This is a genomic window from Desulfobotulus alkaliphilus (genome assembly GCF_007830435.1).
GTDB classification, from domain to species: Bacteria; Desulfobacterota; Desulfobacteria; order Desulfobacterales; family ASO4-4; genus Desulfobotulus; species Desulfobotulus alkaliphilus.
This window is the reverse complement of sequence record NZ_VLLC01000023.1, coordinates 4487-31454: the sequence shown is the minus strand read 5'-3', so window position 1 is coordinate 31454 and position 26968 is coordinate 4487. Positions and strand designations below refer to the sequence as shown.

Here is a 26968-nt window from a genome sequence, read left to right as displayed (position 1 = left end):
TCTCAGCCAGCTTTAACCGATGGCCGCGGCCATCTGGAAAACAGGAAGATACATGGAAACCACAAGGCCACCAATAACCACACCGAGAAACACCAACATAAAAGGTTCTATGAGGGCTGTCATGTTTTCCACGGCCTGATCCACTTCATCATCATAGAAGTCGGCAATTTTTTCAAGCATGGCGTCCAGGGCGCCGGTGGACTCCCCTACGGCAATCATGGAGCAGACCATGGAAGGAAAAACACCGGATTCAGACAGAGGGTCTGCCATGGTTTCCCCTTCGGAAATACTGGCCTTCACATCATAAATTGCTTCTTCCACCACCCGGTTGCCGGAGGTCTTTGCCACAATGTCCAGGGCCTCCAGAATGGAAACACCGGAAGAAAGCATGGTGCCCATGGTGCGGGTAAATTTGGCCACGGAGACCTTGCGGATCATAAGACCCGCCACAGGCAGACGCAGAAAAAGGGTATCAAAAAGCTTCCGTCCCCTGTCCGTACGGTACGCCCGCTTAAACAAAAAAATAAAAACAGCAATGCCAATGATGATATGCAGAATTTTTGCCTGAACAAATTCACTCATATTGATAACCAACTGGGTCGGCGCAGGAAGGGCGCTGCCAAAGTCTGCAAACATGCTTTCAAAGACGGGGATAACAAACACAAGAATAACTCCCACCACAACAAAGGCAATGACAAGGGTGACCAGCGGATAGGTCATGGCACCCTTCACCTTTTTTTTCAGCTTGGACATCTTTTCCATGTATGCGGAGACACGGCGGAGAATGACATCCAGAATACCGCCTGCCTCTCCGGCCGCCACCATGTTGACAAAAAGGGTATCAAAAAGGTTGGGATATTTTCTCAGAACATCGGCAAGGGTCTCCCCCCCTTCCACACCGGCCTTGATTTCCTTGATGATCTTTTTAAAGGTAGGATTTCCCTGCTGTTCCCCAAGAATATCCAGACACTGCACAATGGGAAGTCCCGCATCAATCATGGTGGAAAACTGGCGGGCAAAAATAATCACATCCTGTTCCGTCACCTTGGGCTGAAGAAAAGAAATATTTTCCAGAATATCCTTAGGCTTGGGCTTTACCTTGACAGGCGTAATCTTCTGCTGGCTCAGGCGGGTTCTTACGGCTGTTTCATTGGGTGCCTCCATCTCGCCTTTTCTTTTCTGACCTTTACGGTTTTTGCCTTCCCAGATAAATACGGGCATATACTCCCCCCATAAATTTAATTATTAAGATAAAAAAGCCCCACTGAACGGACACGCAAAAAAGGGCCGAAAACGCCAAAAAAGGTCAGCCTTCCTGCATAATCAAAAAAACACGGCTGCGCTTACCATATCCACGATCCTTTTTTGCTTAAGGAAGGACATAAAAATCTCCCCTGGGCATTTTCTGCACCCCAAGGCTTTTTGCAAAACGCATACCGGAAAGAACCTCAAAGGCTTTTTCCCTGTCCACCCCCTGCGTTCGCACCACATCCTCCAGGGTGACGGGTCTTCTCAAAACCATGGATAAGATATTTTTTTTCAACTGTTCCTCGTCCATGGCAGCGGCATTGCCTGCACACTGAACCTTTCCTGTCAGCTCCGCAGCAGCAATGCGCCTTTGAAAACGTTCCAGCAAAGTATCACCGGCAGATGTCACCCAGGACTCCGTTCCCGGCCTGTCCAGGGTATTAAGCTGTACCCGGTCCGGCCGGATTTTGGCAGAGGCTGCTGCAATGGCATCAATTTCCCTGTCCCTGTCATTGATCCCGGGAATCACGAAAATTTCCAGCCAGAGCTCCCCTGTAAAAATTTCCCTGAACGCCACCAGACCTTCCAGCATGCGGTCAGGGAAAAGGCCGGGGTAGGGTCGGTTCAGGGTTTCAAAAACCTCCGGGCTGGCTGCATCATAATTGGCAATGATTCGGTCGGCATGGATCAGGTCATTGCGGACCTCTTCCTGCCAGAAGAGGGTCCCATTGGTCAGGACGGTGACAGGATATCCCGGCCACCTGCCATGGATGGTATCAATAATACGACCGATCCCCGTATGCAGGGTCGGTTCACCGGAACCGGAAAAGGTGACACTGTCCAGCTCGGGGCTTTCATCCAGAATCTGCGCCAGTTCGGCAATAACAGCTTCGGTGGGTACCCATTCCTTCCGCAGAAGGGTCTTGCGGGTGGTAGGCCCGGATTCACAATAGATGCAGTCCAGGGTACATGTTTTACTCGGAAGAAGATCCACCCCAAGGGAAAGTCCCAGACGACGGGAAGCCACGGGACCAAAAACATATTGAAAGTCTTTTATTTCTCGATTATGCATGTCCAGTCCGGAAGTATCAGTAATTTAATGTTTGTATCACAGTTCCGGCATTGAAACAATGATGCCGAAGGTCAGTCAATCATATTGCTTTTCAAAAACCTGATGAAAACAATCCTTCAGGAAGTTACCTTTTTTTTACGGAATCATCCACGTTTTTTCGGAGGCCTCCCTTGCAGCAGCCAGACAAAACCATGAACGAGGCTTTTACCCACACCCTCATCACCACCCATAAAAATGCGGATCTGGACGGCATTGCCTCCATGCTGGCAGCAAAAAAACTCTATCCCGAAGGACGTATCGTGCTGCCGGGCAGTGATTCCCCACAGATAAGACACTTTTTTGTTCAGTCCCTGCTTTATCTTTTTGACCTGATTCCTTTCCGTGAAATCCGGCCGGAAGAAGTGAAGCGTATCGTTATTGTGGACACAAGGCAGGCAGAACGCATAGGCGAACTGGCTCCCATGGCCAGAGAAAAAAGCATAGAACTCCATATCTACGACCATCACCCGTCAGCACCGGGGGATCTTGAGGCAGACAGACTGGTTGCAGGAGAGGCAGGTGCCACAGTTACCCTTATGGTGCCCCTGCTTCAGGAAAAAAAGATCAGGCTGACCCCTGAGGAAGCCACTCTCCTTGCCATGGGAATTTTTGAAGACACCAGCCACCTCACCGGTTCCGGAACCACACCAGAAGATTTCGAGGCCCTGGCCTGGCTGGTGAAACAGGGGGCCCATCTGCCCACAGTAGGCGATGTGCTGGCAAGGGAGCTGGACCCTATGCAGCTGAGGCTGCTCAATGAAATGCTGGACAACGCCTCGGAAGTTACTATCCATGGTACCCCGGTTATACTGACCCGGCTTTCCAGTGAAGCCTACGTACCGGATCTGGCCTTTCTGGTACACCGTTTCATGCGCATGGAAAAGGTGGCCATCCTTTTTCTTCTGGCCCGCATGGACGGCAAGGTACACCTCATTGGCCGCAGCCGGCTTCCGGATATGGACGTCGGCGCCATCATGCGCCACTTTGAGGGAGGGGGGCACACTGCCGCAGGTGCGGCCACCATCCGCCACCAGACCCTGACCCAGGTGGAAAGTCAGCTCATAAGCCTTCTGGAGACCTTCACCCCCCGCCGCTTCCGGGCAAAGGAAATCATGAGTACGCCTGCCCACACCATCCATCCCGAAGCCACCTTCCGCATGGCCAGCCAGACCATGACCCGCTACAATGTCAATGCCCTTTTGGTAACGGAAAAGGGGGATATCCAAAGTCCGCTCACCGGACTGATCACAAGGCAGATTGTGGAACAGGGTCTCTCCCACGCCATGGATACAACCCTTGTACAGGATTATCTGATCAGCGATTTCAGCACAGTGAACCCTGATGCCTCCCTCACCCTGATTCAGGATGCCATCGTCGGAGGCAAGCAACGCATCCTTCCTGTTCTGGATAACAATGGAATTGCGGGGGTCATCACGCGTACAGACCTCCTTCAGCTTATGGTTCAGGAACAGGAAGAAAGCCTCTCCGACAGAGCAGGCGTTCTGACAGACAGACTGCCCAAAACAAGAAACATCGCCAGCCTCATGAAGGAAAGGCTGCCTGCAAAAATTCTGGATCTGCTTTCATCCATAGGAAAAAGTGCCGATGAAACCGGATGCCATGTCTTTGTAGTGGGCGGTTTTGTAAGGGATCTGCTTCTCTACAGAAAAAATGAAGACATCGATATTGTTGTGGAGGGAGACGGCATACACTTTGCTAAAAACTTTGCCGGTTCAAGGGATGCAAGAATCCATGCCTATTCCAAGTTCGGAACCGCCGTCATTACCCTTGAAGACGGTTTCAAGGTGGATGTGGCCACGGCACGCACGGAATACTACGCCTCCCCCGCTGCCCTTCCTGAGGTGGAAAAAAGCAGTCTCAAGGCAGATCTCTACCGCAGGGACTTTACCATCAATACCCTTGCCATACAGTTGAATGAAAAATACTATGGCACCCTCATAGATCATTTTTCAGGCCAGAAGGACATCAAGGATAAAACCCTTCGCATCATTCATAATCTGAGCTTTGTTGAAGATCCCACCCGTATTTTCCGGGCGGTCCGCTTTGAATCCCGCTTCGGATTCACCATAGGCAAGCTCACCGTTCGCCTCATTGAAAACGCCATACGCATGGGGGTTTTTAAAAGGCTCTCCGGTGCCAGAGCCATGGGAGAAATCGTTTCCATACTGGAAGAAAATGATCCCGTCCCCTCCATCAGAAGACTGGGGGAATTCCGTCTTCTGGCGGCACTCCATCCCTCCATGGCCCTTACGGAAAAAACCACAGCCCTCCTCATGGAAGCCAGAAAGGCCCTTGACGGCTATGAACTCCTGGCCGAAGACCTCCGCTGTCACCGCTGGCTGGTGTACTTCATGGTGCTGCTCAGCCCCTGCAACACGGCAGATGCCAAAAAAATCTGCCGTATCCTGCGCCTTGCCGGGTGGCAGGAAGAGCTTTGTGTCAAAGAAAGGGAAAGGGCGGAGCTCTGCATCAAACGCCTTGCAAGGGAACTGCCCCTGGACAACAGCATTCTTTACAGCAGACTCCATGTTTTCAAAACGGAAGTTTTGGTATACATGATGGCCGCAGCGGAAAGAAAGCAGGTAAAAAAAGCCATTGCCCATTACCTTTCAAAGCTTCGCTTTGTCACACCGCTGATACAGGGACGGGATTTAAAGGAAATGGGCATTCCCCCCGGCCCCGCTTACAGAAAAATTCTCTTGCAGGTTCAGGATGCCAGACTCAACGGTATGCTGCATTCAAAGGAAGAAGAAATGGCCTTTGTGGCCGGTATTTTAAAGGACAGGCCGAAGGAAAACGGCAGGGAGCAAAAAAAATGACGCAAAAACAAAGGGTACTCACTGGCATCACCACCACAGGCACACCCCATCTCGGCAACTACGTGGGTGCCATCCGTCCGGCCATTGAGGCCAGCAGAAATCCGGATATGGAAGCTTTCTACTTCCTTGCAGACTACCACGCACTGATCAAATGCCATGAACCCGCACGGGTGGCAGCCTCCCGCATGGAAGTGGCCGCCACATGGCTGGCTCTGGGGCTGGATACGGATAACGCAGTCTTTTACCGTCAGTCCGATATTCCGGAAATTCCGGAACTGACCTGGATTCTCTCCTGTGTGGCAGCCAAGGGTCTTCTCAACCGTGCCCATGCCTATAAAGCCGCCGTTCAGGTCAATGAGGAGGAAAAGGCCAAGGATCCGGACAAGGGCATCACCATGGGCCTTTTCAGTTACCCCGTGCTCATGGCCGCAGATATCCTCATGTTCAATGCCCATAAGGTTCCCGTAGGGAGGGATCAGGTCCAGCACATAGAAATGGCAAGGGATATCGGTGGCCGCTTCAACCACCTCTTCGGCCAGACCTTTGTTCTTCCCGAAGCCATCGTGGATGAAAAAACCGCTGTACTCAGTGGCATTGACGGCAGAAAAATGTCCAAGAGCTACGACAATACCATCCCCCTCTTTCTGCCCGAAAAAAAGCTGCGCAAAACCATCATGAAAATCAAAACCAACTCATTAGAACCTTCTGAGCCCAAGGATCCGGCAACCTGCACCCTCTTTGAAATCTATAATGCCTTTGCCACACAGGATGACGTCCGCAGTGTCCGGGAACGTTATGCGGAAGGTATCGGATGGGGAGATATGAAAATCCTTCTTTTTGATTATCTCAACGCCATACTGGAAGAACCCAGGGAGCGCTACGCCGAACTCATGGCAGATCCTGCAAAGGTGGAAAAAATTCTGCTGGAAGGCGCAGAAAAGGCCCGCTCCATTGCTGGTCCCTTTCTTGCGGAAATCAGAAAAAAAACAGGGCTTCTTCCCTTTTCATAACAGGTAATCGTTCAATATCCTGAAAGGACAGCATGCAAGAACTCCAGTCCCCGCAGACCTTCAGCGACCTGACACCGGAACATATTCTCCGTGCTGCTGAACATGCCACAGGCCTTGGCTTCACAGGCCTTGTGGCACCCCTGCCCAGCTATATCAACCGGGTCTATGAACTGCAGGACATGGACGGCAGACGCCACATCATTAAATTCTACCGTCCGGCCAGATGGTCAAAGGCCGCCCTTGAAGATGAACACCGCTTTCTTTTGGACTGCGCTGCGGCAGAGCTGCCCGTGGTGGCTCCTGCCACCCTGCGAAAGGGTGGCACCCTTGAGGAAACCGGCCCCATTTTCTTTGCGCTTTTTCAGAAACGGGCAGGCAGGGAGCTGGATATCACCCATGACAGGGACTGGGAACAGCTGGGCCGTCTCATCGCAAGACTTCACAATGTGGCTGCGGCGGATAAGGCCGCCCACCGTCTTTACCTGCATCCGGATAAAACCCTTGCAAGGGACGGGGAAGAACTTCTGAGGGGATGCATCCCAGCGGCCATGCGAGAGGATTTCCAAAGCCTGATTGAACAGCTTAAGGATATCAGCCGCCCCCTTTTTGAAAAAGAAACCCTGATCCGGCTCCATGGAGATCTGCACCGGAAAAACATCCTGCACCGGCCCGGAGAGGGTCTGCTTCTCATTGATTTTGATGACATGATGACAGGCCCGGCCATGCAGGATCTCTGGCTGCTGCTGCCAGACCGTCTGGAAAAATGCCGCAGGGAAGCAGGGCTTCTGATGGAAGGGTACCGGACCTTCCGGGATCTGGCCCACAGCAGCACGGAGCTGACTGAACCCCTCCGGGCCATGCGGCAGATCTACTTTCTCGCCTGGTGCCATCGCCAGAAAAATGATACCCGTTTCAGTGCTACCTTTCCCGACTGGGGCAGCGAGTCTTTCTGGCGTCAGGAACTGAAGGATCTAAAAAGTCAGATAGAAAGAATACAGCCCCGGTCCACCCGACCGGCCTTTCATTTTATTGCGGATCTTTAAGACCTACCCCATAAAAGAAGGAGAATCCCATGTTCATGGATCTTATACGCAAACGCCGCAGTGTGAGAACATTTACGGAGCAGCCCGTAGAAAATGACAAAATGGCCCTTCTCATGGAAGCCGCCCTGCGCAGCCCGTCCTCCCGCAGCCGCAACCCGTGGGAGTTTATCTTTGTAAACGACGCTGATCTTTTACAAAAACTGTCAAAGGTCAAACCCCATGGTGCTTCCTTTCTCAACGGCGCCCCCCTGGGCGTGGTGGTGTTTGCCGACCCCGAACGCTGTGACGTATGGGTGGAAGACTGCTCCATTGCAATGATTTTTCTTCAGCTCGCCGCAGAGTCCCTTGGCCTTAAAAGCTGCTGGGTACAGGTGAGAAAGCGCATGTTCAATGACCAGATAAGCGCAGAGGAAGAGGTTCGCAGACTCCTTGGCATTCCGGAAAAGATGAAGGTTCTCGCCATCCTTGCCGCAGGTTATGGGGCAGAAGACCTGAAAGGCCACCCGGAAGCAAGTCTTATGCGGGAAAAAATTCACACCAACACCTACGGAGGCTGAGCCTTGGCATCCCCACTGATCTGGCATGCAGACCCCATTCTTTTCTCCCTTGGTCCCCTCAGTGTGCGCTGGTATGGTTTCTTTTTTGCCTGCGCCTTTATCTGCGGTATCATCTGGATGCAGTATGTCTTCAAAAAAGAAGGCAAAAATGCCGATGCCCTGGAACCCCTCCTCTACCGGATCATGGCCGGGGTAATCATCGGTGCCAGACTGGGTCACTGCCTTTTTTATGATCCCGCTTATTATCTCAGCAATCCTTTAGAAATCATGAAAATATGGGAGGGCGGACTGGCAAGCCACGGGGGGATTCTCGGCCTTTTCATCGCCCTTTATCTGCACGCCAGAAAAAATGAAGAAACCCCCTTTTCCTTTCTCTCGGACCATCTTGTGGTAGCCGGCTGCATGGGAGCTGCCTTTATCCGCCTTGGCAACTTCTTCAATTCGGAGCTGGTGGGCATTCCCGTGAAATCGGGTTTCGGTATTGTATTCAGCCGTGTGGACATGATCCCAAGGCACCCGGTACAGCTCTATGAATCCATGGCCTATGCCACATGCAGCCTGCTGCTTTTTCTTGCATGGAAAAAAGGGGCCGGGAAAATTCCATGGCGGCTTACGGCCACAGCCCTGATCCTTGCGGCCACAGCCCGTATTTTCCTTGAAATATTTAAAACCCAGCAGACAGCCTTTGCCCTTCCCGTACATATGGGGCAGCTCCTCAGCCTCCCCTTTCTTGCCTGCGGGATTCTTCTTTTTCTCTACTCACGGAAAAAATCCCGTGTCTTCTGACACGGGCACAGGAAGACACAGTGAGGCCCATGCATAAGACAGCTTTTGCGGTTTTATCCGATATCCACGGCAATCATGAAGCCCTTGTTCAGGTTCTGAGGGACATGGAATCTCTGGGGATTGCCAATGCCATCAGCCTTGGGGACAACATCGGCTACGGGCCATACCCCAACGAGGTGGTTGCCCTGCTTCTTGCCGCAGAAATCCCTTCCGTACTTGGCAACCATGAGTCTGCCATCCTCAAAATATCAGAGCAGAACTGGTTCAACCCCTCAGCCAAAAAAGCCCTCATGCAGACGCGGAAGATGCTGAATCCGGCTACCCTGACCACCATCGCCAGTTATCCGGAATTTCGGGTTCTCCGGAACTGCCGCTTTGTCCATGGCTGTCCCCCTTCGGATATCCGCACCTACCTGTTTCAAAAGGAAGATTCCGAAATCATAGAATTGTTCAGCCTTTTCGATGAAACCCTCTGTTTTACCGGCCATACCCATGAACTGGAAATCATAGGCTGGGACGGAGAAAGGATTGAGCGGAGCATGCCCGGTGAAACCCCGGTCTTTTTAAAGGAGAAAGAACGCAGCATCATCAACTGCGGCAGTGTCGGGCAGCCAAGGGACGGGGATAACAGGGCAAAATACATCATCTATGACCCTGTGGAACACACCCTTCTCCTCAGGCGTGTTTCCTATGACGTAAAAAAAACCGTATCTGCCATCCTCAGGGCAGGGCTTCCCAAAGTCTATGCGGACAGGCTTCTATAGGAAAAAATGAGAACCATAGGAAAATACCAGATTGCAGGGGAACTTGGCCGGGGAGGCATGGGCCGGGTTCTCAGGGTACGGCATCCTGAAATCCAAAGGATTCTTGCGGCCAAGCTTTTTCTCCCCCACCCCTTTCTTCTGTCTTCCGTAGGAGAAAAACGCCTGCTTTCCATGTTCATGGAAGAAGCCCGGAAAATGGCCATGCTGCACCACCCCAATGTGGCAGGCGTGGAAGACCTGCATTGCGGAGAAATCAGCTTTTATACCATGCCCTGCTATTCCAGAAGCCTTGGCCTCATCATGGGAGAGCATGGGGATATGGAGGCCCCCTGCAGAACCCTTGATCCGGATACGGCCATCCATTACATGAAACAGCTTCTGAGGGCACTGCACTGCCTGCACTTCCACGGTATGATCCACAGGGACATCAAGCCCTGGAACCTGCTCATGGATGATGAAGACAGACTGATTCTCGGTGATTTCGGCCTGAGCCGCCTGCGCAGGGAAACCACAGGCACACCGGAAAATATCAAGGTGGGCTCTCCCGGGTATGCCCCTCCCGAACAGGAAAGGGATGCTGACAGCGCCGATGAAAGATCGGATATGTATGCAGCAGGCGTGGTGTTCTGCCGCATGCTCACGGGCCACTTTCCTCCGGAAGATCCCAAAGAAAAAATCCTGCTGCCTGAACCCGAAGAGCTGTGGAAGGATTTTCTGAAAAAATGCCTTGCCAAAAATCCCGACCATCGCTTTGACGGTGCGGAGCAAATGCTCAAGGCCCTGAATGATCTGGCGCTTGCATGGAAAGACTACAGGGCAAAGGAATGCGCCTTCCCCTTTAGCGAAGAAGAAATAAGCAGCCATGGCCTCCTCAGACTGAGAAGTCACCCCCTGCGTACCGGCGTCCGTGGCCCGCTGGCAGACATGCTGGAAGCAGATCCCCTTTTCCGGCCAGCCCGTTCAGTTTACAATGATTTTATTCCCGGACCCGAAGAAGACCTCATCCATGACAAAAACACAGGACTTCTCTGGGAGAGGGCAGGAAGTCCCTTTCCCCTGAACAGGGAAGGGGCAGACAAATGGATAAAAATGCTCAATGACAGGGCTGCGGGCCAGCGCAGGTCATGGCGACTTCCTACGGTTCCGGAACTTTTCTCCCTTACCCGCCAGCCCATGACACCGGAGGATTTCTGCAGGAAGTCCCCCCTTGATCCCCGGCAGGGCTGGGTATGGAGCAGCGATGGCCGCAGCCACATCAGCTTCTGGTTTGTGGATCTTCTCCGGGGCTTTGCCGCACCCATGGACAAGGACGGATACTGTTTTGTCAAAGGTGTTTCAGACCATCAAAAAACTCGGTAGATTGACCTGATGGAGGATTCTATAAAATGAAATCCGGAGCCTGCAAACGCAGCACCGGTTTTTTTATGCCTGCCCTTCTTATGTGTTTACATTTTTGCACAAAAACCATACAAACAACACAAAAATGTATTTGTCGAAATTTAAAACTCATATTCACCCAGCAAGCAATAAAACACATAAAGATTTTAAATCAAATACTTATATTTAAAATTACCACCAAAACAAATATTGGCACAGCAAATGCAATAACTCTGGGACAAGAGTAAAAGGAAAAAGCAAGGCACTTTTTCCAAACCCAAAATCCCAGGAGGAAAGCATCATGCGCTGGTTTATTCCCACATCCATCCTCATTTCCATGGCAACCCCGGCCCTTGCCGGTGATGTCACTCCCATGACCAATGCCGAAGCCATTGCCCTTGTGCAGGAGCACGCCAATTTCGTCTGGACCCTCATGGCGGCCTGTCTCGTTTTTTTCATGCAGGCCGGTTTTTCACTGGTGGAGGCCGGTTTCACCCGTGCCAAAAACGCCATCAATATCATCATGAAAAACCTGATGGATTTTTCCATCGGCTCCCTTGCCTTCTGGGCTATTGGCTTCGGACTCATGTTCGGCCACAGCCTGGGCGGTTTTGTGGGAACATCGGGATTTTTCCTCTCGGACTTCACCGGTGAGGGAGAAGAATGGACCCTTGCCTTCTGGATGTTTCAGGTGGTCTTTGCGGCCACCGCCGCCACCATCGTATCCGGCGCCATGGCGGAACGCACAAAATTTACGGGCTACATAGCCTACTCCATCTTTATTACGGCCCTCATTTATCCGGTTTTCGGTTCATGGGCCTGGGGCTCCCTGCACAATGGAAGCGGCTGGCTGGAAAACCTTGGGTTTATCGACTTTGCCGGCTCCACCGTAGTCCACTCCGTAGGCGGATGGGCAGCCCTTGCCGGTGCCATCGTACTTGGACCACGACTGGGTAAATATGCCGCCAACGGAAGTATCCGGCCCATCCTCGGTCACAACATCCCCCTTGCAGGCCTGGGTGTTTTCATCCTCTGGCTGGGATGGTTCGGATTCAATGCCGGCTCCACCACCACAGCAGACAAAAGCATTGCCCTGATCTTTGTGAATACCAACCTTGCAGCCGCAGCCGGTGCCGTAACCGCCATGATAGTATCCTGGATACGCTTTGGAAAACCCGAGGTCAGCATGAGCCTCAATGGTGTGCTGGCAGGACTTGTGGGTATCACCGCAGGCTGTGCCAACGTGGGTCCTGCGGCAGCCATCATCATCGGTGCCATGGCCGGTGGCATAGTGGTCTCCTCCGTACTCTTCTTTGAAAAAATCCGCATTGACGATCCCGTCGGTGCCATCTCCGTTCACGGGGTATGCGGGGCATGGGGAACACTGGCCGCAGGACTTTTCAATACCGGCGGTACCAGCCTTGGCATTATCGGGGTACAGCTTCTTGGAATTCTCGCCTGTTTTCTCTGGGTTTTCCCCATGGCGTGGCTGATGTTTAAACTGGTGGATCGCTTCATCGGTCTACGGGTCACTGCGGACGAAGAAATGGAAGGTCTTGATTTCAGCGAACATGGCGGCAATGCCTATCCGGACTTCCGGGCCAGCGGGGCAGGCATGTCCTTTGATGGCGGCAAAGGTTCCGGAGAAAAAAGGCCTGCTACAGCATCCACTGCGGTACTGACACAAAGCTGAAAACAGAGCACTTTTTAAAAACGGTCTCCACGGAAACACCATGGCCGGAAAAGCATCTTCATCCGGCCATGTCCTTCTCATCTTTCATAAAGGAGTAAAGACCATGCGTAAGATCGCTATCTATGGCAAAGGCGGCATCGGAAAATCCACCACCACCCAGAACACCGTGGCCGGACTTGCGGAAATGGGAAATAAGGTCATGGTGGTGGGCTGCGATCCCAAGGCGGACTCCACCCGCCTTCTCCTTGGCGGGCTGGTACAGCGCACCGTGCTGGACACCCTTCGGGAAGAAGGCGAAGACGTAACCCTCGATGATGTACAGAAAGACGGGTTCTGCAACACGGTCTGCACGGAATCCGGCGGGCCGGAACCCGGCGTGGGCTGTGCGGGCCGGGGCATCATCACTTCCATCAACCTTCTGGAACAGCTGGGCGCCTATGCGGAGAGCAGAGAGCTTGATTATGTCTTTTACGATGTACTCGGTGACGTGGTCTGCGGTGGTTTTGCCATGCCCATCCGGGAAGGAAAAGCCGAGGAAATCTACATCGTGGTTTCCGGAGAAATGATGGCCATGTATGCGGCCAACAACATCTGCAAAGGCATTGTGAAGTTTGCGGAAGCCGGTACGGTACGCCTTGGGGGACTGATCTGCAACAGCCGGAACGTGGACAATGAAAAGGAAATGATTGAGGAGCTGGCCAAACGCTTAGGCACAAAAATGATCCACTTCGTTCCCAGAGACAATGTGGTGCAACGGGCAGAGATCAACCGCAAAACCGTAATTGAGTTTGAGCCTGCCAATGATCAGGCCAATGAATACCGCACACTGGCGAAAAAAATCTCAGAAAACGACCTCCACATCATCCCGACACCGCTGGCCATTGAAGAACTGGAGCAGCTCCTCATGGATTACGGGCTTGCAGGCTGACCCCAAAGGGATTCTTCTTTTCCCGCCCCCTTTTTTAAAAAAGGACGAAGGCAGCCCGGAAACCCCATCCCCTGCCTGAAAAAACACCGCGCCCATGGGGAAAGACAAGGCTTCCCTGCCCTTTGCGCGCCCCGAAAATTACAAAATCGTAACCAGAATCAGCGAGACCCCAAAAAAAGGAGACCACCCCATGCACCTTATTAAAGCCATTGTCCGGCCTGAACGCACAGACCGTATTCTCTCCGACCTCATGGAAGCGGGCTTTCCCGCAGTAACCAAGTTCTCCGTGGTAGGACGCGGCAAGCAGCGGGGCATTAAAATCGGCGACATCACCTATGATGAACTTCAAAAAGACCTGCTCTTTACGGTGGTGAAGGATACGGACTGTGAATACGTCATCCGCACCATCATGAAGGCGGCCCGCAGCGGCGACAAAGGGGCCTTCGGAGACGGAAAGATCTTTGTCACCCCCATTGTCGAAGCCTACACCATCAGCTCCGGCATCAAGGAAAGCCCCGACGGCGGCATGGAGGAGGTGCAGGTATGAAGGAAGTCATTGCCATCGTTCGCATGAACCGCATGAACCAGACCAAAAAAGCCCTGGTGGAGGCGGGTATCACCTCCATGACCGCCAAAGAAGTGCTGGGCCGGGGCAAAGGGATTGTGGACTTTTCCCTGCTCAAGGGGGCGGAAAAGGGCTTTGAGGAAGCCATCACCCAGCTGGGGGATTCCAGCCGCCTCATCCCCAAACGCATGATCTCCATCGTGGTGCCGGACGGCCTTGTGGAAAAGGTGGTTTCCACCCTCATCCGGGTCAACCGCACGGGAAAATCCGGAGACGGCAGAATCTTTGTCCTTCAGGCCAAAGATTCCATCCGCATCCGCACCGGGGAGCGGGGAGAAGCCGTACTGGATGAGGTGTAGGGCCGCAAAATCCACCCCATGAAAAAGGAAACGACCATGAGCGACGAAAAAAATACGGCTGCAAAGCTTGAAAAGATAAAGGCCGAGATCCTTGCCAAATACCCCACCAAGGTGGCCCGGAAACGGGCCAAACAGATTCTCGTCAACCGCAATGACAGCACGGGCAAGGTGCCGGAAGTGGGTGCCAATATGCGCACGGTTCCGGGCATCATCACCCAGAGGGGATGTTCCTACGCCGGATGCAAGGGCGTTGTGCTGGGCCCCACACGGGACATCGTGAACATCACCCATGGGCCTGTGGGCTGCGCCTACTATTCCTGGCTCACCCGCCGCAACCAGACCCGACCCGAATCCGATACCGCCGAAAACTTCATGAATTATTGCTTCACCACGGACATGCAGGATGAGCACATTGTGTTCGGGGGAGAAAAAAAGCTCAAACAGGCCATTCAGGAAGCCTTTGATCTCTTTCATCCCAAAGCCATCTCCGTTTTTTCCACCTGTCCCGTGGGTCTCATCGGCGATGATGTTCACGCCGTGGCCCGTGAAATGAAAGAAAAGCTCGGCATCAATGTCTTTGCCTTCAGTTGCGAGGGCTACAAGGGTGTCAGCCAGTCCGCAGGCCATCACATCGCCAACAACGGCATCTTCACCCATGTGGTGGGGCTGGACGACACCATCGGCAAGGGAAAGTTCCGCATCAACCTTCTCGGCGAATACAACATCGGCGGCGATTCCTTTGAGATCGAACGGATTCTCGATGCCTGCGGCATCAGCCTGGTCTCCACCTATTCGGGGAACTCGTCCATCGATCATTTTGCCAACTCCCACACGGCGGATCTCAATGCCATCATGTGCCACCGCTCCATCAACTACATGGCGGAGATGATGGAAAGCAAGTTCGGGATTCCCTGGATCAAGGTGAATTTCATTGGTGCGGAATCCACAGCCAAGTCTTTACGCAAAATCGCCCAGTATTTTGAGGATGAGGAACTAAAGGCAAAGGTGGAAGAAGTGATTGCAGCAGAAATGCCAGCGGTAAAAGCCTCTCTGGAAAAGGCAAAGCCCCGGTGTGAGGGCAAGCGGGCCATGCTCTTTGTGGGCGGTTCCCGCGCCCATCATTATCAGGATCTTTTCGGTGAGCTGGGCATGGAAACCCTTGCAGCGGGTTATGAGTTCGGCCACAGGGACGACTACGAAGGCCGCAGGGTACTGCCCAGCATCAAGGTGGATGCGGATTCCCGCAACATCGAAGAGCTGCACATCACGCCGGATCCAAAACGTTACGCACCGAGAAAGGATGAGGAAAGCCTGAAAAAGCTGGAAAGCGAGGGGCTGGCCTTTCGGGAATATGACGGACTCATGCCAGACATGAAGGAAAACACCCTGGTCATTGACGACATCAGTCATTTTGAAACGGAAAAGCTCATTGAAATGTTCAAGCCGGACATCTTCTGCGCTGGCATCAAGGAAAAGTACGCCATCCAGAAGAGCGGCATTCCCATGAAACAGCTCCATTCCTACGACTCCGGCGGGCCCTATGCGGGCTTTAAGGGAGCCATCAATTTTTATGAAGAAATCGAGCGCATGGTGAACGCCAAGATCTGGTCTTATATCACGCCTCCATGGGCCGCTGAACCTGAACTCTCCGCCAACTACGCCTGGGTTGCCTGAGAGGCCCGTGGCCCCCGTGGGAGTCGGAAACCTCCCCGCTCCCACGGGGGTTCAATTTTTTATCTGATTAACACAGTCTTTCAGCCATACAAACCTTAATCCTGGAAATTATATAACCAGATTTTACGCATGCCAGTGGGCACCCGTAAAGGGTGCCCCTACACAAAACAGGGCCGTAAAAACCATTCGTAGGGGCAGGCCTTGCGCCTGCCCGTATTAAAACCCGCACTATAGGCCTGGCAACAACCTGACCAGCAAACTCTAGCTGAGTCAGGTGAGTAATCAGAATTTTTTATTATCCAAGGAAAGGACATTCCCATGCTCCTCCGTCATACTTCCGCAGAACCCGTGGAACGCACGGGACTCATGATCAACCCGGCCAAAACCTGTCAGCCCATCGGCGCCATGTATGCGGCGCTGGGCCTCCACGGCTGCCTGCCCCACAGCCACGGTTCCCAGGGCTGCTGCGCCTATCACCGCTCGGCCCTCACCCGCCACTACAGAGAACCCGTGATGGCAGCCACCAGCTCCTTTACCGAAGGCGCTTCCGTCTTCGGCGGGCAGGCCAACCTCCTTCAGGCCATTGACAACATCTTCACGGTCTATGAGCCTGATGTCATTGCCGTACACACCACCTGCCTTTCGGAAACCATCGGTGACGACCTCAACCAGATCGCCATCAAGGCGAAAGACGAAGGCAAGGTGCCCGAAGGAAAATACGTGATCCACGCCTCCACCCCCAGCTATGTGGGCTCCCATGTCACGGGATTCGCCAACATGGTGCAGGGCATGGTGAAGGCCTTTTCCGAATCCACGGGCAAAAGGAATGAAACCCTCAACATCATTCCCGGATACGTGGAACCTTCGGACATGGAGGAAATCAAGCGCATGGCCAGTCTCATGGGCCTGAAAACCATCGTCTTTCCCGACACCTCCAATGTGCTGAATGCACCCCAGACGGGAAAATTCCGTATGTACCCCAAGGGCGGCGTGACGGTTGCGGAAATGAAGGCCACGGGAGACAGCAAGGCCACCATCGCCCTCGGCCCTCTGGCCTCCGATCTGGCGGCCCGCAAGCTGGACACCCTGTGCAAGGTTCCCTGCCATACACAGGAATTGCCCATCGGTCTTCAGGCCACAGACCGTTTTGTGGACACACTGAGGAAAGTGGGCGGCGTCAGTGTTCCGGAAAGCATTGCCGTGGAAAGGGGAAAGCTCCTTGATGTGATGACGGACATGCAGGCCTGGTTCTACCAGAAACGGGTGGCCCTTTTCGGCGATCCGGACTCCCTTGTCTCTCTGGTGGAGTTTCTCGTGGCCCTGGACATGCACCCCGTCCATGTGGTGACGGGCACACCGGGCAAGGCCTTTGAGCAGAAAATCCGGGAACTCACCGCCCACCTTCCCGTGCCCGTGAACGTCAAGGCCCATGGCGACCTCTTCCTTCTCCACCAGTGGATCAAGAAGGAGCCCGTGGATCTGCTCATGGGCAACACCTACGGCAAATACATGGCAAGGGATGAGGATCTGCCCTTTGTGCGCTTCGGTTTTCCCATCTTTGACCGGGTGGGCCACAGCTATTTCCCCACGGTGGGCTACATGGGCGGCATCCGGCTCATGGAAAAAATGCTGGATGCCCTTCTGGATCGCAAGGATCGGGACAGCCCGGAAGAATCCTTTGAGCTGGTGATCTGAGCGGGAGGTCTGAAAGGCGCACAGTCTCTATTTCTCCCCTCTCCCACTGGGCTTATCTTTACCCATAAGTCCGGAATTATGAAATCAGGGGTACTAACATAGAGGAACTGGTGGGCAGCAGACCTGTTTCCCCCCCTTGGGTGAGAATATTCTTTATGGAACTCTCACCCAAGGGGCAGGCACAGGGGCCTTTCTTTACAAAACAGTGGCTGCGCAATTCATTCGCAGGTGCAGATTGTGTCTGCCCTACCTGCTCCTTTATGGCCTTGAGACCGGTCGTTAGTATTGTCGTTAAGGACCTTAATGACCTTAAGGACTTTAAGGTCATTAAGGAATTTGATTAGCACTGTCTTTCAGCCATACAAACCTTAATCATGGAAATTATATGACCAGATTTTACGCTTGTTTACGGGCACCCGTAAAGGGTGCCCCTACACAAAACAGGGGCCGTAAAAACCAAGCGTTAAGGGCAGGCCTTGCGCCTGCCCGTATTAAAGCCGGCACACCATAGGCCTGGCAACAATCTGACCAGCAAGCTGTGGCTGAGTCAGGGTAGTAATCAGATTAAGGAAAGTGAGGGAAAAAGAGCATTTGGACACCCTCAAAACTACATTTTTGCAACTCAACAGGCTTGATAAAAATTGTGGGTAAAGCCCAGCCCACTGGGAGAGGGGCCGGGGCCTTGCCCGGCACACAGGCTACAAACCGGATCTGTTCCATTTGCTGAAGCTTGTTAGTCTGAGTGCCGGGGATGAGGACAAAAGGGTCACTAAAACGCCCTGAAATAAGCCCACTCACAAACAGCCCGGCTGTCCTATTCAGGAACCGGGTCGATACAATGGCCTGTGTGCCACAAACTGCCCATCCACGGCCCGCATAAAAAAGAGGGGCTTAACAGCAAAGGGGGACTTATGCCGAACCAAGGTTTTTCCATACTGGAACAAAGAAAAAACGCCATCCATAAAACGGGTGAGGCTCCCTGCACCCTGAGCTGCGACACCAAAAGCCTTGCAGGCTCCGTCAGTCAGCGGGCCTGCGTCTTCTGCGGCTCCAGGGTGGTGCTCTACCCCATTGCCGATGCCCTGCATCTCGTCCACGGCCCCATCGGCTGCGCCGCCTACACCTGGGACATCCGGGGTGCCCTCTCTTCCGGGCCGGAGCTGCACCGCTTAAGCTTTTCCACCGACCTCAAGGAAAAGGATGTGATCTTCGGAGGCGAAAAAAAGCTGGAAGCCGCCCTCCTCCACCTCATTGAAAAATATGCACCCAAAGCCGCCTTTGTGTACAGCACCTGCATCATCGGCATCATTGGCGACGATGTGGAGGCGGTCTGCCGCAAGGTGGAAGCTAAAACGGGCATTCCCGTACGGCCCGTGCATTCCGAAGGTTTCAAGGGCACCAAAAAAGACGGGTACAAGGCCGCCTGTACCGCCCTCTTCTCCCTGTTCGATCAAAAGGCTCTGCCCGCTTCCCGCCCCCTTTCCATCAATATTCTGGGGGAATTCAACATCGGCGGCGAAGCCTGGATCATCAAAGACTATTACCGCCGTATGGGGATCGATGTGGTTTCCGTCATGACCGGAGACAGCCGGGTGGAGGAAATCATGAAGGCACCGGAGGCAAAGCTCAATGTGGTGCAGTGCTCCGGCTCCATGACCGGCCTTGCCAGAGACATGGAAAAGGCCTTTGGCATTCCCTTCATCCGGGTGTCCTATTTCGGTATCGAGGATGTGGCCAAAGCCCTTTACGATGTGGCTTCCTTTTTTGAAGAGAGGGATCTCATGGAGCGTACCAAGGATCTGGTGCGGGAGGAAATCCGGGCCATCCTGCCGGAGATCCAGCGCTATAAAACGGATCTTCAGGGGAAAAAGGCCGCCCTCTATGTGGGCGGGGCCTTCAAGGCCTTTTCCCTCATCCGGGCACTGGATGCTTTGGGCATGGAGGTGGTCATGGCAGGCACCCAGACGGGAGCCGGGGACGAATATGAGGAACTTGCCCGGATCTGCAAACCCGGCACCCTCATTGTGGACGATGCCAACCCTCTGGAGCTTTCCGCCTGCGTTGTGGAAAAGGGAGCCGATCTTTTCATCGGCGGGGTAAAGGAAAGGCCCATTGCCTTCAAGCTTGGCCTTGGCTTCTGCGACCACAACCACGAACGGAAAATCCCGCTGGCGGGCTTTGAGGGCATGGTGAACTTTGCAAGGGAAGTGCACGCCACCGTAACCAGCCCCGTGTTCCGTTTTTTTGACCGCAAGGCCCGCATATAAAAGGAGGCGTCATGTTCCATTCCGAAGAAATCATGAAACCCGTCACGGAAAACGCATGCAGCCTCTGCGCTCCCCTTGGGGCGGCTCTGGCCTTCAAGGGTGTGGAAGGCTGCGTTCCCCTGCTCCACGGTTCCCAGGGCTGCGCCACCTACATCCGCCGCTACATGATCAGCCATTTCAAAGAACCCGTGGACATCGCCTCCTCCAACTTCCATGAGGACACGGCCATCTTCGGCGGCGGGGCCAACCTGCGCACGGCCATCGACAACATCCTGCGCCAGTACAGGCCTAAAATCATTGGCATTGCCTCCACCTGCCTTTCGGAAACCATTGGCGACGATGTGCCCATGATGCTGAAGGAAATCCGGAAAGCCAACCCGGACTGTCCGCCCCTCGTTTTTGCCTCCACCCCCAGCTACGGCGGCAGCCATGGGGAAGGCTACTGGAAAAGCCTTTCCGCCCTCGTGGAGCAGCTTCTTCCGGAAGGCCCTTCGAACATGGCCGGAAAGAGAGAAGAGCTTCTGCCCCTTTTCACCGCAGCACTCTCCCCTGCGGATCAGCGTCATCTGAAGGATTTGGTGGGTCTCATGGGGTTTTTCCCCTGCCTTGTGCCGGACAGCTCAGAAACCCTCGATGGCGGCCAGTGGGAGGAATACGAGACCCTGCCCCGTGGTGGTGCGTCTCTGGAAAGTTTGCAGAACATGGCAGAAGCAAAAGCAGGCCTGCATCTGGGGGCCGCATCCAGCCTGCGGGAGGTGTCCCCCTTAACAATCCTTGGCAGAAAATCCGGCCTTGCGCCGCATTTTCAGGGGCTTCCCGTGGGCATCCGGGCCACAGACCGCTTCCTTGCCCTTCTTCAGGATCTCAGCGGGCAGGCCATTCCCAAGATGCTGCTGGAAGAACGCTCCCGGCTCATTGATGCCTATGTGGACAGCCATAAAATTGTCTCCGGTCTCAAGGCCATGGTCTTCGGGGATGAGGATCTGGTGGCAGCCCTTGTGCCCTTTCTTGCGGAAATCGGCGTGAAAACCCTTGTGGCCGCATCAGGAAGCCGCTCCGGCCATCTGAAAAAAGCGCTGGAAAGTCTTCTTTCCAAAGAGGAGCAGGAAGGCATGCAGGTGGTGGAAGGGGCCGATTACGCCACCCTTGAAAAGCTTGCCGAAGAAAATCCGCCGGACTTTTTCATGGGCTCCAGCAAGGGCTACGCCATGTCGAGAAAAACCAGAACGCCGCTTATCCGTGTGGGTTTTCCCATCCACGACCGGGTGGGCGGCCCCTCCATCCGCATACTGGGCTATGGCGGCGCACGGGAGCTTTTTGAGCGCATCTGCAACGGCATTCTCGAAGTGCGGCAGGAGGCCACTGGGGTGGGGTTTTCCTATCTATGAAGACAAAACCTGAATTAACCATGGGTTTTCATGCAGGGGCACCCCCCCATGGTTGCCCAAAATCAGGGCAGGCACAGGGGCCTGCCCCTACACCAGAGGGATATGGGAAATTTGCTGAATAATTGCTCTCCCTCAGAAAGATCAAAACAGGGTCTGCCCCGAATACAGAAACCGGGCATCCAGACAGATCATCTAAAAAACCAAGGAGGCTCCCATGTCATCCATCTTTGATAACCATCCCTGCTTCAACAAGGCCGCACGCAAAACCCATGGACGGGTGCATCTGCCCGTGGCTCCCCGGTGCAATATCCAGTGCCGTTTCTGCGACCGCAAATTCGACTGCGTCAACGAAAGCCGCCCCGGAGTGGCCAGCGGTATCCTTTCGCCCTATCAGGCGCTGGTCTATCTCGACCATGTATTTGCGGAAAAAAAGAACATCTCCGTGGTGGGCATCGCAGGCCCCGGCGATCCCTTTGCCAATGCCGGTGAAACCTTGGAAACCCTGCGCCTTGTGCGTCAGCAGTATCCGGACATCCTGCTCTGCCTTGCCACCAACGGCCTTGGCATCGGGCCTTACATCGAAGAGCTGGCGGATCTTAAGGTCAGCCATGTGACCCTGACCATGAACGCCGTGGATCCTGAAATCGCAAGCCGCATCTATGCCTGGGTCCGCCACGAAAAAAGGGTGCGTCAGGCCCTGGAAGGTTCCGAAATTCTCCTTGAAAAGCAGAGCGAAGCCCTGATCCGGCTCAAATCCCATGGCATTGCCGTAAAGGTGAACAGCATCCTCATTCCCGGCGTGAACGAAGACCACATTCCCGAAGTGGCCCGCACCGCAGCCTCCCTTGGGGCCGATATCTTCAACTGCATTCCCTACTACCCCAACCCCGGCTCGGCCTTTGGCCATCTGGAGGAACCGGGAAAGGATCTTGTGCAAAGAATCCGGGCCGCCTCGGCCATTCATCTGCCCCAGATGACCCACTGCACCCGCTGCCGGGCCGATGCCGTGGGCTGCCTTGGCGAACAGGAAAGCCCCGGTCTCATGGCCAAACTCAAAGCCTGCGAGGCCATGCCCAAACTGCCCGACAATCACAGACCAGCAAAGGAGGATTCCTGCCGTATCCTCAGCCCCAAACGGCCCTTCATCGCCGTGGCCAGCAGAGAAGGCATTCTTGTGAACCAGCACCTTGGCGAGGCGGAAAGCCTTCTGATCTTCCGGGAACAGGACGGAAACTTTGAACTGGTGGATACCCGGATCACACCGGCAAAGGGCGGAGGCGAATCCCGGTGGGAAGACATGGCCGCCCTTCTGTCCGACTGCCGTATGCTCCTTGTGAGCGGCATTGGGGAACGCCCGAAAACCGTACTGCTTCAGGCGGGCGTGGATGTCGCGGAAGTGGAAGGACTCATTGAGGCCGCCCTCACCCCGGCCTTTTCCGGGGCATCTCTGATGCATCTCAAAACCCGCAGCATCAAGGCCTGTTCCGGCGCTGGCGCAGGGGGATGCGGGGCATGAATGGCTTTGCATGGATAGCCTCCCTGCCTGCCTCCCCTCCCATGGGTGACCGCAGGCAGCCGTGTAAGACTCTGTGCCTGCCCTTCTCCCCTCTCCCTCTGGGAGAGGGGCCGGGGGTGAGGGCAAAAGGACTCTGAATCCCCCCATACCACGATTCAATGCAGAAACATTTAAACAATAAAGATTTGAAATCAAACATTTAAATAACGAACATGCTTAGCAGTTGTTAAAAATCTACTTTTTTCAAACAAACCTCAAAGGAGAACTCCCATGGCCCTTCCCCAGCACACCATCCTTGTATGCGCAAGTTTCCGCGTTTCCGGCGACCCCCAGGGGGTCTGCCACAAAAGGGGCGCTGCCAGCCTCTTACCTTATATTGAAGAAGAAATCCTCGACCGGGGGCTGGATGCCCAGGTGGTGAGCACGGGCTGTCTCAAACAATGCGAAAAAGGCCCGGTGATGGTTATTTACCCCCAGAATGCCTGGTATGGAAGCGTCGATTCCGAAGCTTCGGTGGACGCCATTCTCGATGCCATGGAGGAAGGGGCCGTCTGTCAGGAACTTGCGCTGGGGCAGGCCCCATGACATCCAAAAGGCCCGCCTTCAGCATTGAAAAAGCCCTTGATGCGGACATCCCCGCCATGGTGGAGCTGCTGGCGGGTCTCTTTACCCTGGAAGCGGATTTTACACCCGATGCCGCCAAACAGGCCGCAGGCCTTTCCACCCTGATCCGTGAAAAAAATGCCCTTGTGCTCACGGCCAGACAGGAAAACCGCGTCATCGGCATGGTAACGGTGCAAGGCCTCATCTCCACGGCGGAAGGCGGAGAGGTGGGGCTTCTGGAGGATCTGGTGGTAAAAGAGGGGCTTCGGGGCCGGGGCATCGGTACGACACTGATTCAGGAGGCCATTCGATGGTCCCGGGATCAGGGCATGACCCGCATCCAGCTCCTTGCGGATCGCAGCAACACCCAGGCCCTTGTTTTTTATCACCATACGGGATGGCAGGCCACCCAGCTTGTAGCCCTGCGCCATCCCATTCCAATGAAAGAGACCTGACCCGCCATGCACTGCCTTAAGGCCGGAAACAGAAGTTCTTTTTGAAAGGATCAGCCATGGAACAGAAGGGCTTCCCCCCTGCCCGACCCCTCATCATCGACACCACCTTAAGGGACGGCGAGCAGACACCGGGGCTGGCCTTTTCCATGGCGGAAAAGATCCGCCTTGCATCCATGCTTTTGGATGCGGGGGTGGATGAAATCGAGGCGGGCATTCCCGTCATGGGAGGCGAAGAAGCCCGGTATCTCCGCCACATCGCAAAATCCCTTCCCAAGGAGCGCATCTTTGGCTGGTGCCGACTCCATGAAAAGGATCTGCAAGCCGCCGAAGCCTGCGGCATGAAACGGATTCACATGGCCTTTCCCGTCTCCACCCGTCAGCTCCGGGTGCTGGGCTGGGATAAGGCCATCCTTGAAACCCGCCTTGAAACCCTTCTGCCCCTTGCCCTCAGCCGCTTTGAAGGGGTGAGCCTTGGCTTTCAGGATGCCACCCGCACCCCTGTGGAAGACATGCTGGCTCTTCTTGAAAAGCTGAAAGGTTTTCCCATCCGCCGCATCCGTATTTCCGACACCGTGGGTGTGGCAAGCCCCCTCGAAATTTCCCGGCTTATTGAAATACTAAAGAAAAAATCGCCCTTTGATCTGGAATTCCACGGACACAATGATCTGGGCATGGCCACAGCCAATGCCCTCACCGCCCTTGAAAGCGGAGCCAAAGCCGTGTCCCTCACGGTCAACGGCCTTGGCGAACGGGCAGGAAACGCAAGGCTTGAGGAGCTGGTCATGGCCCTGACCCTCAAAAAAATCCCCCATGGCGTGAACACGAAAGCCCTGCGGCCCCTCTCCCGCCATGTGGCAGGGCTTACGGGCTGCCCTCTCCCGCCGGACAAGCCCGTGACGGGTGGAAGGGTGTTTACCCACGAATCCGGCATCCACTGCCACGGCCAGCTCCGCGACCCCTTGAGCTTTCAGCCCATGGAACCGGAGATCCACGGGCTGGCTCCTGTGCGGTTTATGGCGGGGAAACATGGGGGGAGAGCGTCTTTGGTGGGGGAAAGTTTGGTGGGTGCAAATTAAAGCTTGCCATGGGTGACCAACCACAGGACACCCGGGATCGACCAACCACGCAACCACACGCAACCACAGGACACGCAACCACACGCAACCACAGGACACGCAACCACACGCAACCACAGGACACGCAACCACAGGACACGCAACCACAGGACACCCACTTCGTCTTTGCTGAAGGAAACGTTTTGCCTTTCCACCTGATTTTCAGGGGCTTCGGCCCTTGAGACCACACCCAGCACCCTGCGGGTGAAGAGGGGGGCGGGATAGAAGCGCCGGTTTTCCAGAAACTCGCCCGGCGTGTTGATGAAGGGGCCGCAGAATTCAAGGGCCATGGCTTCGTGCAGCCTTGCCCGCACCCTGTATCCATGCTATCCCCTTTCTATTCTAAATACTTCCTGTCCATGTCAAACAAACAAGGTCATCGCCTCTTCAGCAAAGGATCTGTCCATGGTTTCCAGCCAAAACGCTTCCGCAAACGGTTCCGGCAATGTCATCATCCAGATTTCCGGTGATGGAAATCATATAGACTACAAACGCCCCTACCTGACCCTGATCCCACCCAAAAATCGCGCCCCTCGGACGGAAAAGGAAATTGACCTGCTCAATCCCTACAGCCGCAGCATCCCCCTCACAGGCCGTGATGCCAATTTAAAAGAACTGTGGGAATGGCTGCACACCCCCCGCACCATCTCCGTTCGCACCCTTGCAGGCGGGGCAGGTTGTGGCAAAACCCGCATGGCCATCGAGCTGATACACCGCCTTGATACAGAAGAGGCCGACAAGTGGCAGGCGGGATTTTTAACGGGCAGAGAGCTGAAGAGATTTGCCGACCTGCAGAATCTGACGGACTGGGGCTGGCAAAAGCCTGTTCTGATCGTGGTGGATTATGCCGCGGCCCTGACTTCCTTCTTAAAGACATGGCTGGAAGAGCTTTCACAAAATGAGGAAGCTGAACCCGGCCCGCCCCTGCGCATCCTGCTGCTGGAACGTGAGGCGGATAAGAATGCTGGCTGGTTTCAAAATCTTTTTGAGGGCGGTTTCAGTGAAGCCCGCGTTCCGGAACTGTTTGATCCCCCTGAACCCATGCTGCTGGATACCATCGACACCCCGGAACATCGACGTGAGCTTCTGGCCGCCATGCTGGAAAGGCTTTCCCGGCTTCATGGGCAAAACCCGCTCCCCATTCCCCTTCCCGGTGAAAACCCGCTTTTTGATCAGGAGCTTGCCAAGCCCACCTGGAAAGACCCCCTTTATCTCATGATGGCCGCCCTTCTTTCCCTGCGCTCCGGCATTGTGGAAGTTCTGGAGCTTCCCCGTACAGAACTGGCCTTTAAGCTGGCGGATCGGGAAATACATCGGCTTTCAAAAATAGGACCGAATGACGAAAAAGACATTCTCCTCCATCTTGCCGCACTGGTCACCATGAACGGCGGACTCAACCAGTCCCTGACCCTGGAACTGGCGAAACAGGAATGCGATGTTTTGGGAAAAAGCTCTGCCAAGGGGCCGGGCGTACTGGTGGATCGACTCTCCATGCTGCTGCCTGCCCCGGATCATGGCATTGCCCCGGTGCTCCCGGATATTCTTGGAGAAGCCCTGGTACTGAGAATCTTTGGAAAGTACGCCATGGACATACAGAAAAAAACCATGAAACGCATGGTGGATTCTCTGGATATGTACGCTGTGGTGCCCTTTGTGATCCGCACCCTTCAGGATTTCAACCATACCGACAACAGCGCGGCCATGGGGTGGCTGGAGGCACTGATTGAAACGGGAAAAACCCATACCCCGGATCTCCTTTTTGTCCTGGAAGGGGCCTTACCCCATCATACCCTGGCTCTCCGGGAAAAGGCCCTTGAAATCACGGAGCTGCTTCTTGAAAAACTGAAAAAAGCCTATGAGAAAAAACCAGAGGATGCCATCCTGGCCCAACTGGCAGACATAAAAAATAATCTCGCCGTCCGCCTCGGTGAGCTCGGCCGCAGGGAAGAAGCTCTTTTCAACGCGGAGAAGGCC

The 26968-nt window shown here is 54.4% G+C and carries 23 protein-coding genes; 20 read left to right on the top strand and 3 right to left on the bottom strand.

Features of this window, described 5'->3' with window-relative positions:
* Window positions 1-12: 12 nt before the first annotated feature.
* Entirely contained in the window at window positions 13-1221 is a 1209-nt protein-coding gene (locus LZ24_RS12925) for a type II secretion system F family protein (protein ID WP_144685783.1), read from the bottom strand.
* Window positions 1222-1369: 148 nt separating this feature from the next.
* Entirely contained in the window at window positions 1370-2320 is a 951-nt protein-coding gene (locus LZ24_RS12920; RefSeq protein ID WP_144685781.1) for a radical SAM protein, read from the bottom strand.
* 170 nt (window positions 2321-2490) lie between these two features.
* On the opposite strand from LZ24_RS12920, the gene LZ24_RS12915 reads away from it, so the two are divergent.
* The 19 genes from LZ24_RS12915 to LZ24_RS12825 all read left to right on the top strand — a co-directional run bounded on the left by LZ24_RS12915 (window position 2491) and on the right by LZ24_RS12825 (window position 24955).
* Window positions 2491-5199 carry a CBS domain-containing protein gene (locus LZ24_RS12915; RefSeq protein ID WP_144685779.1) on the top strand — a complete coding sequence of 903 codons (2709 nt, stop codon included), beginning with the start codon at window positions 2491-2493 and terminating at the stop codon, window positions 5197-5199.
* Entirely contained in the window at window positions 5196-6209 is a 1014-nt protein-coding gene (locus tag LZ24_RS12910; RefSeq protein ID WP_144685777.1) for a tryptophan--tRNA ligase, read from the top strand. The genes LZ24_RS12915 and LZ24_RS12910 overlap by 4 nt, the downstream gene beginning before the upstream one ends.
* A gap of 32 nt (window positions 6210-6241) precedes the next feature.
* Complete coding sequence (locus LZ24_RS12905) at window positions 6242-7252, top strand: serine/threonine protein kinase (RefSeq protein WP_144685775.1); 1011 nt, start codon at window positions 6242-6244, stop codon at window positions 7250-7252.
* 29 nt (window positions 7253-7281) lie between these two features.
* A complete protein-coding gene (locus LZ24_RS12900) occupies window positions 7282-7809 on the top strand; it encodes a nitroreductase family protein (protein ID WP_144685773.1) in 528 nt (175 codons plus the stop codon).
* Window positions 7810-7812: 3 nt separating this feature from the next.
* Window positions 7813-8595 carry a prolipoprotein diacylglyceryl transferase gene (gene lgt, locus LZ24_RS12895; protein WP_144685771.1) on the top strand — a complete coding sequence of 261 codons (783 nt, stop codon included), beginning with the start codon at window positions 7813-7815 and terminating at the stop codon, window positions 8593-8595.
* Window positions 8596-8624: 29 nt separating this feature from the next.
* Complete coding sequence (locus LZ24_RS12890) at window positions 8625-9359, top strand: metallophosphoesterase family protein (protein WP_144685769.1); 735 nt, start codon at window positions 8625-8627, stop codon at window positions 9357-9359.
* 6 nt (window positions 9360-9365) lie between these two features.
* Entirely contained in the window at window positions 9366-10718 is a 1353-nt protein-coding gene (locus LZ24_RS12885) for a protein kinase domain-containing protein (protein WP_144685767.1), read from the top strand.
* Window positions 10719-11037: 319 nt separating this feature from the next.
* The gene (locus LZ24_RS12880; protein ID WP_144685765.1) at window positions 11038-12429 is read left to right on the top strand and encodes an ammonium transporter; all 1392 of its coding nucleotides are present in this window, start codon (window positions 11038-11040) and stop codon (window positions 12427-12429) included.
* A gap of 103 nt (window positions 12430-12532) precedes the next feature.
* The gene (nifH, locus tag LZ24_RS12875; RefSeq protein WP_144685763.1) at window positions 12533-13357 is read left to right on the top strand and encodes a nitrogenase iron protein; all 825 of its coding nucleotides are present in this window, start codon (window positions 12533-12535) and stop codon (window positions 13355-13357) included.
* Window positions 13358-13547: 190 nt separating this feature from the next.
* Window positions 13548-13904: a P-II family nitrogen regulator gene (locus LZ24_RS12870; protein ID WP_144685761.1), complete on the top strand. Its 357-nt coding sequence runs from the start codon at window positions 13548-13550 to the stop codon at window positions 13902-13904.
* On the top strand, window positions 13901-14281 hold the full coding sequence (locus tag LZ24_RS12865) for a P-II family nitrogen regulator (protein WP_144685759.1): 381 nt from the start codon (window positions 13901-13903) through the stop codon (window positions 14279-14281). The genes LZ24_RS12870 and LZ24_RS12865 overlap by 4 nt, the downstream gene beginning before the upstream one ends.
* A 36-nt stretch (window positions 14282-14317) precedes the next feature.
* The gene (nifD, locus tag LZ24_RS12860) at window positions 14318-15955 is read left to right on the top strand and encodes a nitrogenase molybdenum-iron protein alpha chain (RefSeq protein ID WP_144685757.1); all 1638 of its coding nucleotides are present in this window, start codon (window positions 14318-14320) and stop codon (window positions 15953-15955) included.
* Between the two features lie 318 nt (window positions 15956-16273).
* A complete protein-coding gene (nifK, locus tag LZ24_RS12855; protein WP_144685755.1) occupies window positions 16274-17650 on the top strand; it encodes a nitrogenase molybdenum-iron protein subunit beta in 1377 nt (458 codons plus the stop codon).
* Window positions 17651-18561: 911 nt separating this feature from the next.
* Window positions 18562-19917, top strand: coding sequence for a nitrogenase iron-molybdenum cofactor biosynthesis protein NifE (gene nifE, locus LZ24_RS12850; RefSeq protein ID WP_144685752.1), 1356 nt, complete (start codon window positions 18562-18564; stop codon window positions 19915-19917).
* Between the two features lie 11 nt (window positions 19918-19928).
* Window positions 19929-21305, top strand: a complete 1377-nt coding sequence (locus LZ24_RS12845; RefSeq protein WP_144685750.1) for a nitrogenase component 1 — start codon at window positions 19929-19931, stop codon at window positions 21303-21305.
* Between the two features lie 214 nt (window positions 21306-21519).
* Window positions 21520-22821: a nitrogenase cofactor biosynthesis protein NifB gene (nifB, locus tag LZ24_RS12840; protein WP_144685748.1), complete on the top strand. Its 1302-nt coding sequence runs from the start codon at window positions 21520-21522 to the stop codon at window positions 22819-22821.
* Between the two features lie 270 nt (window positions 22822-23091).
* Window positions 23092-23406 (top strand): (2Fe-2S) ferredoxin domain-containing protein, encoded by a 315-nt coding sequence (locus LZ24_RS12835; protein ID WP_144685746.1) that lies wholly within the window; start codon window positions 23092-23094, stop codon window positions 23404-23406.
* The gene (locus LZ24_RS12830) at window positions 23403-23879 is read left to right on the top strand and encodes a GNAT family N-acetyltransferase (RefSeq protein WP_144685744.1); all 477 of its coding nucleotides are present in this window, start codon (window positions 23403-23405) and stop codon (window positions 23877-23879) included. Before LZ24_RS12835 ends, LZ24_RS12830 begins: the two co-directional genes overlap by 4 nt.
* 56 nt (window positions 23880-23935) lie before the next feature.
* Window positions 23936-24955: a homocitrate synthase/isopropylmalate synthase family protein gene (locus LZ24_RS12825; protein WP_144685742.1), complete on the top strand. Its 1020-nt coding sequence runs from the start codon at window positions 23936-23938 to the stop codon at window positions 24953-24955.
* Here the strand turns inward: LZ24_RS12825 and LZ24_RS17295 are convergent.
* A complete protein-coding gene (locus tag LZ24_RS17295) occupies window positions 24952-25284 on the bottom strand; it encodes a DEAD/DEAH box helicase family protein (RefSeq protein ID WP_186443133.1) in 333 nt (110 codons plus the stop codon). The genes LZ24_RS12825 and LZ24_RS17295 overlap by 4 nt on opposite strands.
* 115 nt (window positions 25285-25399) lie before the next feature.
* Between LZ24_RS17295 and LZ24_RS17290 the strand changes: the two genes are divergently transcribed.
* Window positions 25400-26968, top strand: a 1569-nt coding sequence (locus tag LZ24_RS17290; protein ID WP_186443132.1) for a hypothetical protein, incomplete at its 3' end; no start/stop codon positions are given.

Coding starts and splice junctions, on each gene's coding strand:
- LZ24_RS12890 (WP_144685769.1), top strand. CDS start 8,625: ATGCATAAGACAGCTTTTGCGGTTTTATCCGATATCCACGGCAATCAT.
- LZ24_RS17295 (WP_186443133.1), bottom strand. CDS start 25,284: ATGGCCCTTGAATTCTGCGGCCCCTTCATCAACACGCCGGGCGAGTTT.
- LZ24_RS12920 (WP_144685781.1), bottom strand. CDS start 2,320: ATGCATAATCGAGAAATAAAAGACTTTCAATATGTTTTTGGTCCCGTG.
- LZ24_RS12900 (WP_144685773.1), top strand. CDS start 7,282: ATGTTCATGGATCTTATACGCAAACGCCGCAGTGTGAGAACATTTACG.
- LZ24_RS12845 (WP_144685750.1), top strand. CDS start 19,929: ATGTTCCATTCCGAAGAAATCATGAAACCCGTCACGGAAAACGCATGC.
- LZ24_RS12870 (WP_144685761.1), top strand. CDS start 13,548: ATGCACCTTATTAAAGCCATTGTCCGGCCTGAACGCACAGACCGTATT.
- nifD (WP_144685757.1), top strand. CDS start 14,318: ATGAGCGACGAAAAAAATACGGCTGCAAAGCTTGAAAAGATAAAGGCC.
- LZ24_RS12925 (WP_144685783.1), bottom strand. CDS start 1,221: ATGCCCGTATTTATCTGGGAAGGCAAAAACCGTAAAGGTCAGAAAAGA.
- nifE (WP_144685752.1), top strand. CDS start 18,562: ATGCCGAACCAAGGTTTTTCCATACTGGAACAAAGAAAAAACGCCATC.
- LZ24_RS12830 (WP_144685744.1), top strand. CDS start 23,403: ATGACATCCAAAAGGCCCGCCTTCAGCATTGAAAAAGCCCTTGATGCG.
- LZ24_RS12905 (WP_144685775.1), top strand. CDS start 6,242: ATGCAAGAACTCCAGTCCCCGCAGACCTTCAGCGACCTGACACCGGAA.
- nifH (WP_144685763.1), top strand. CDS start 12,533: ATGCGTAAGATCGCTATCTATGGCAAAGGCGGCATCGGAAAATCCACC.
- nifB (WP_144685748.1), top strand. CDS start 21,520: ATGTCATCCATCTTTGATAACCATCCCTGCTTCAACAAGGCCGCACGC.
- LZ24_RS12825 (WP_144685742.1), top strand. CDS start 23,936: ATGGAACAGAAGGGCTTCCCCCCTGCCCGACCCCTCATCATCGACACC.
- LZ24_RS12835 (WP_144685746.1), top strand. CDS start 23,092: ATGGCCCTTCCCCAGCACACCATCCTTGTATGCGCAAGTTTCCGCGTT.
- LZ24_RS12885 (WP_144685767.1), top strand. CDS start 9,366: ATGAGAACCATAGGAAAATACCAGATTGCAGGGGAACTTGGCCGGGGA.
- LZ24_RS12910 (WP_144685777.1), top strand. CDS start 5,196: ATGACGCAAAAACAAAGGGTACTCACTGGCATCACCACCACAGGCACA.
- LZ24_RS12880 (WP_144685765.1), top strand. CDS start 11,038: ATGCGCTGGTTTATTCCCACATCCATCCTCATTTCCATGGCAACCCCG.
- nifK (WP_144685755.1), top strand. CDS start 16,274: ATGCTCCTCCGTCATACTTCCGCAGAACCCGTGGAACGCACGGGACTC.
- LZ24_RS12865 (WP_144685759.1), top strand. CDS start 13,901: ATGAAGGAAGTCATTGCCATCGTTCGCATGAACCGCATGAACCAGACC.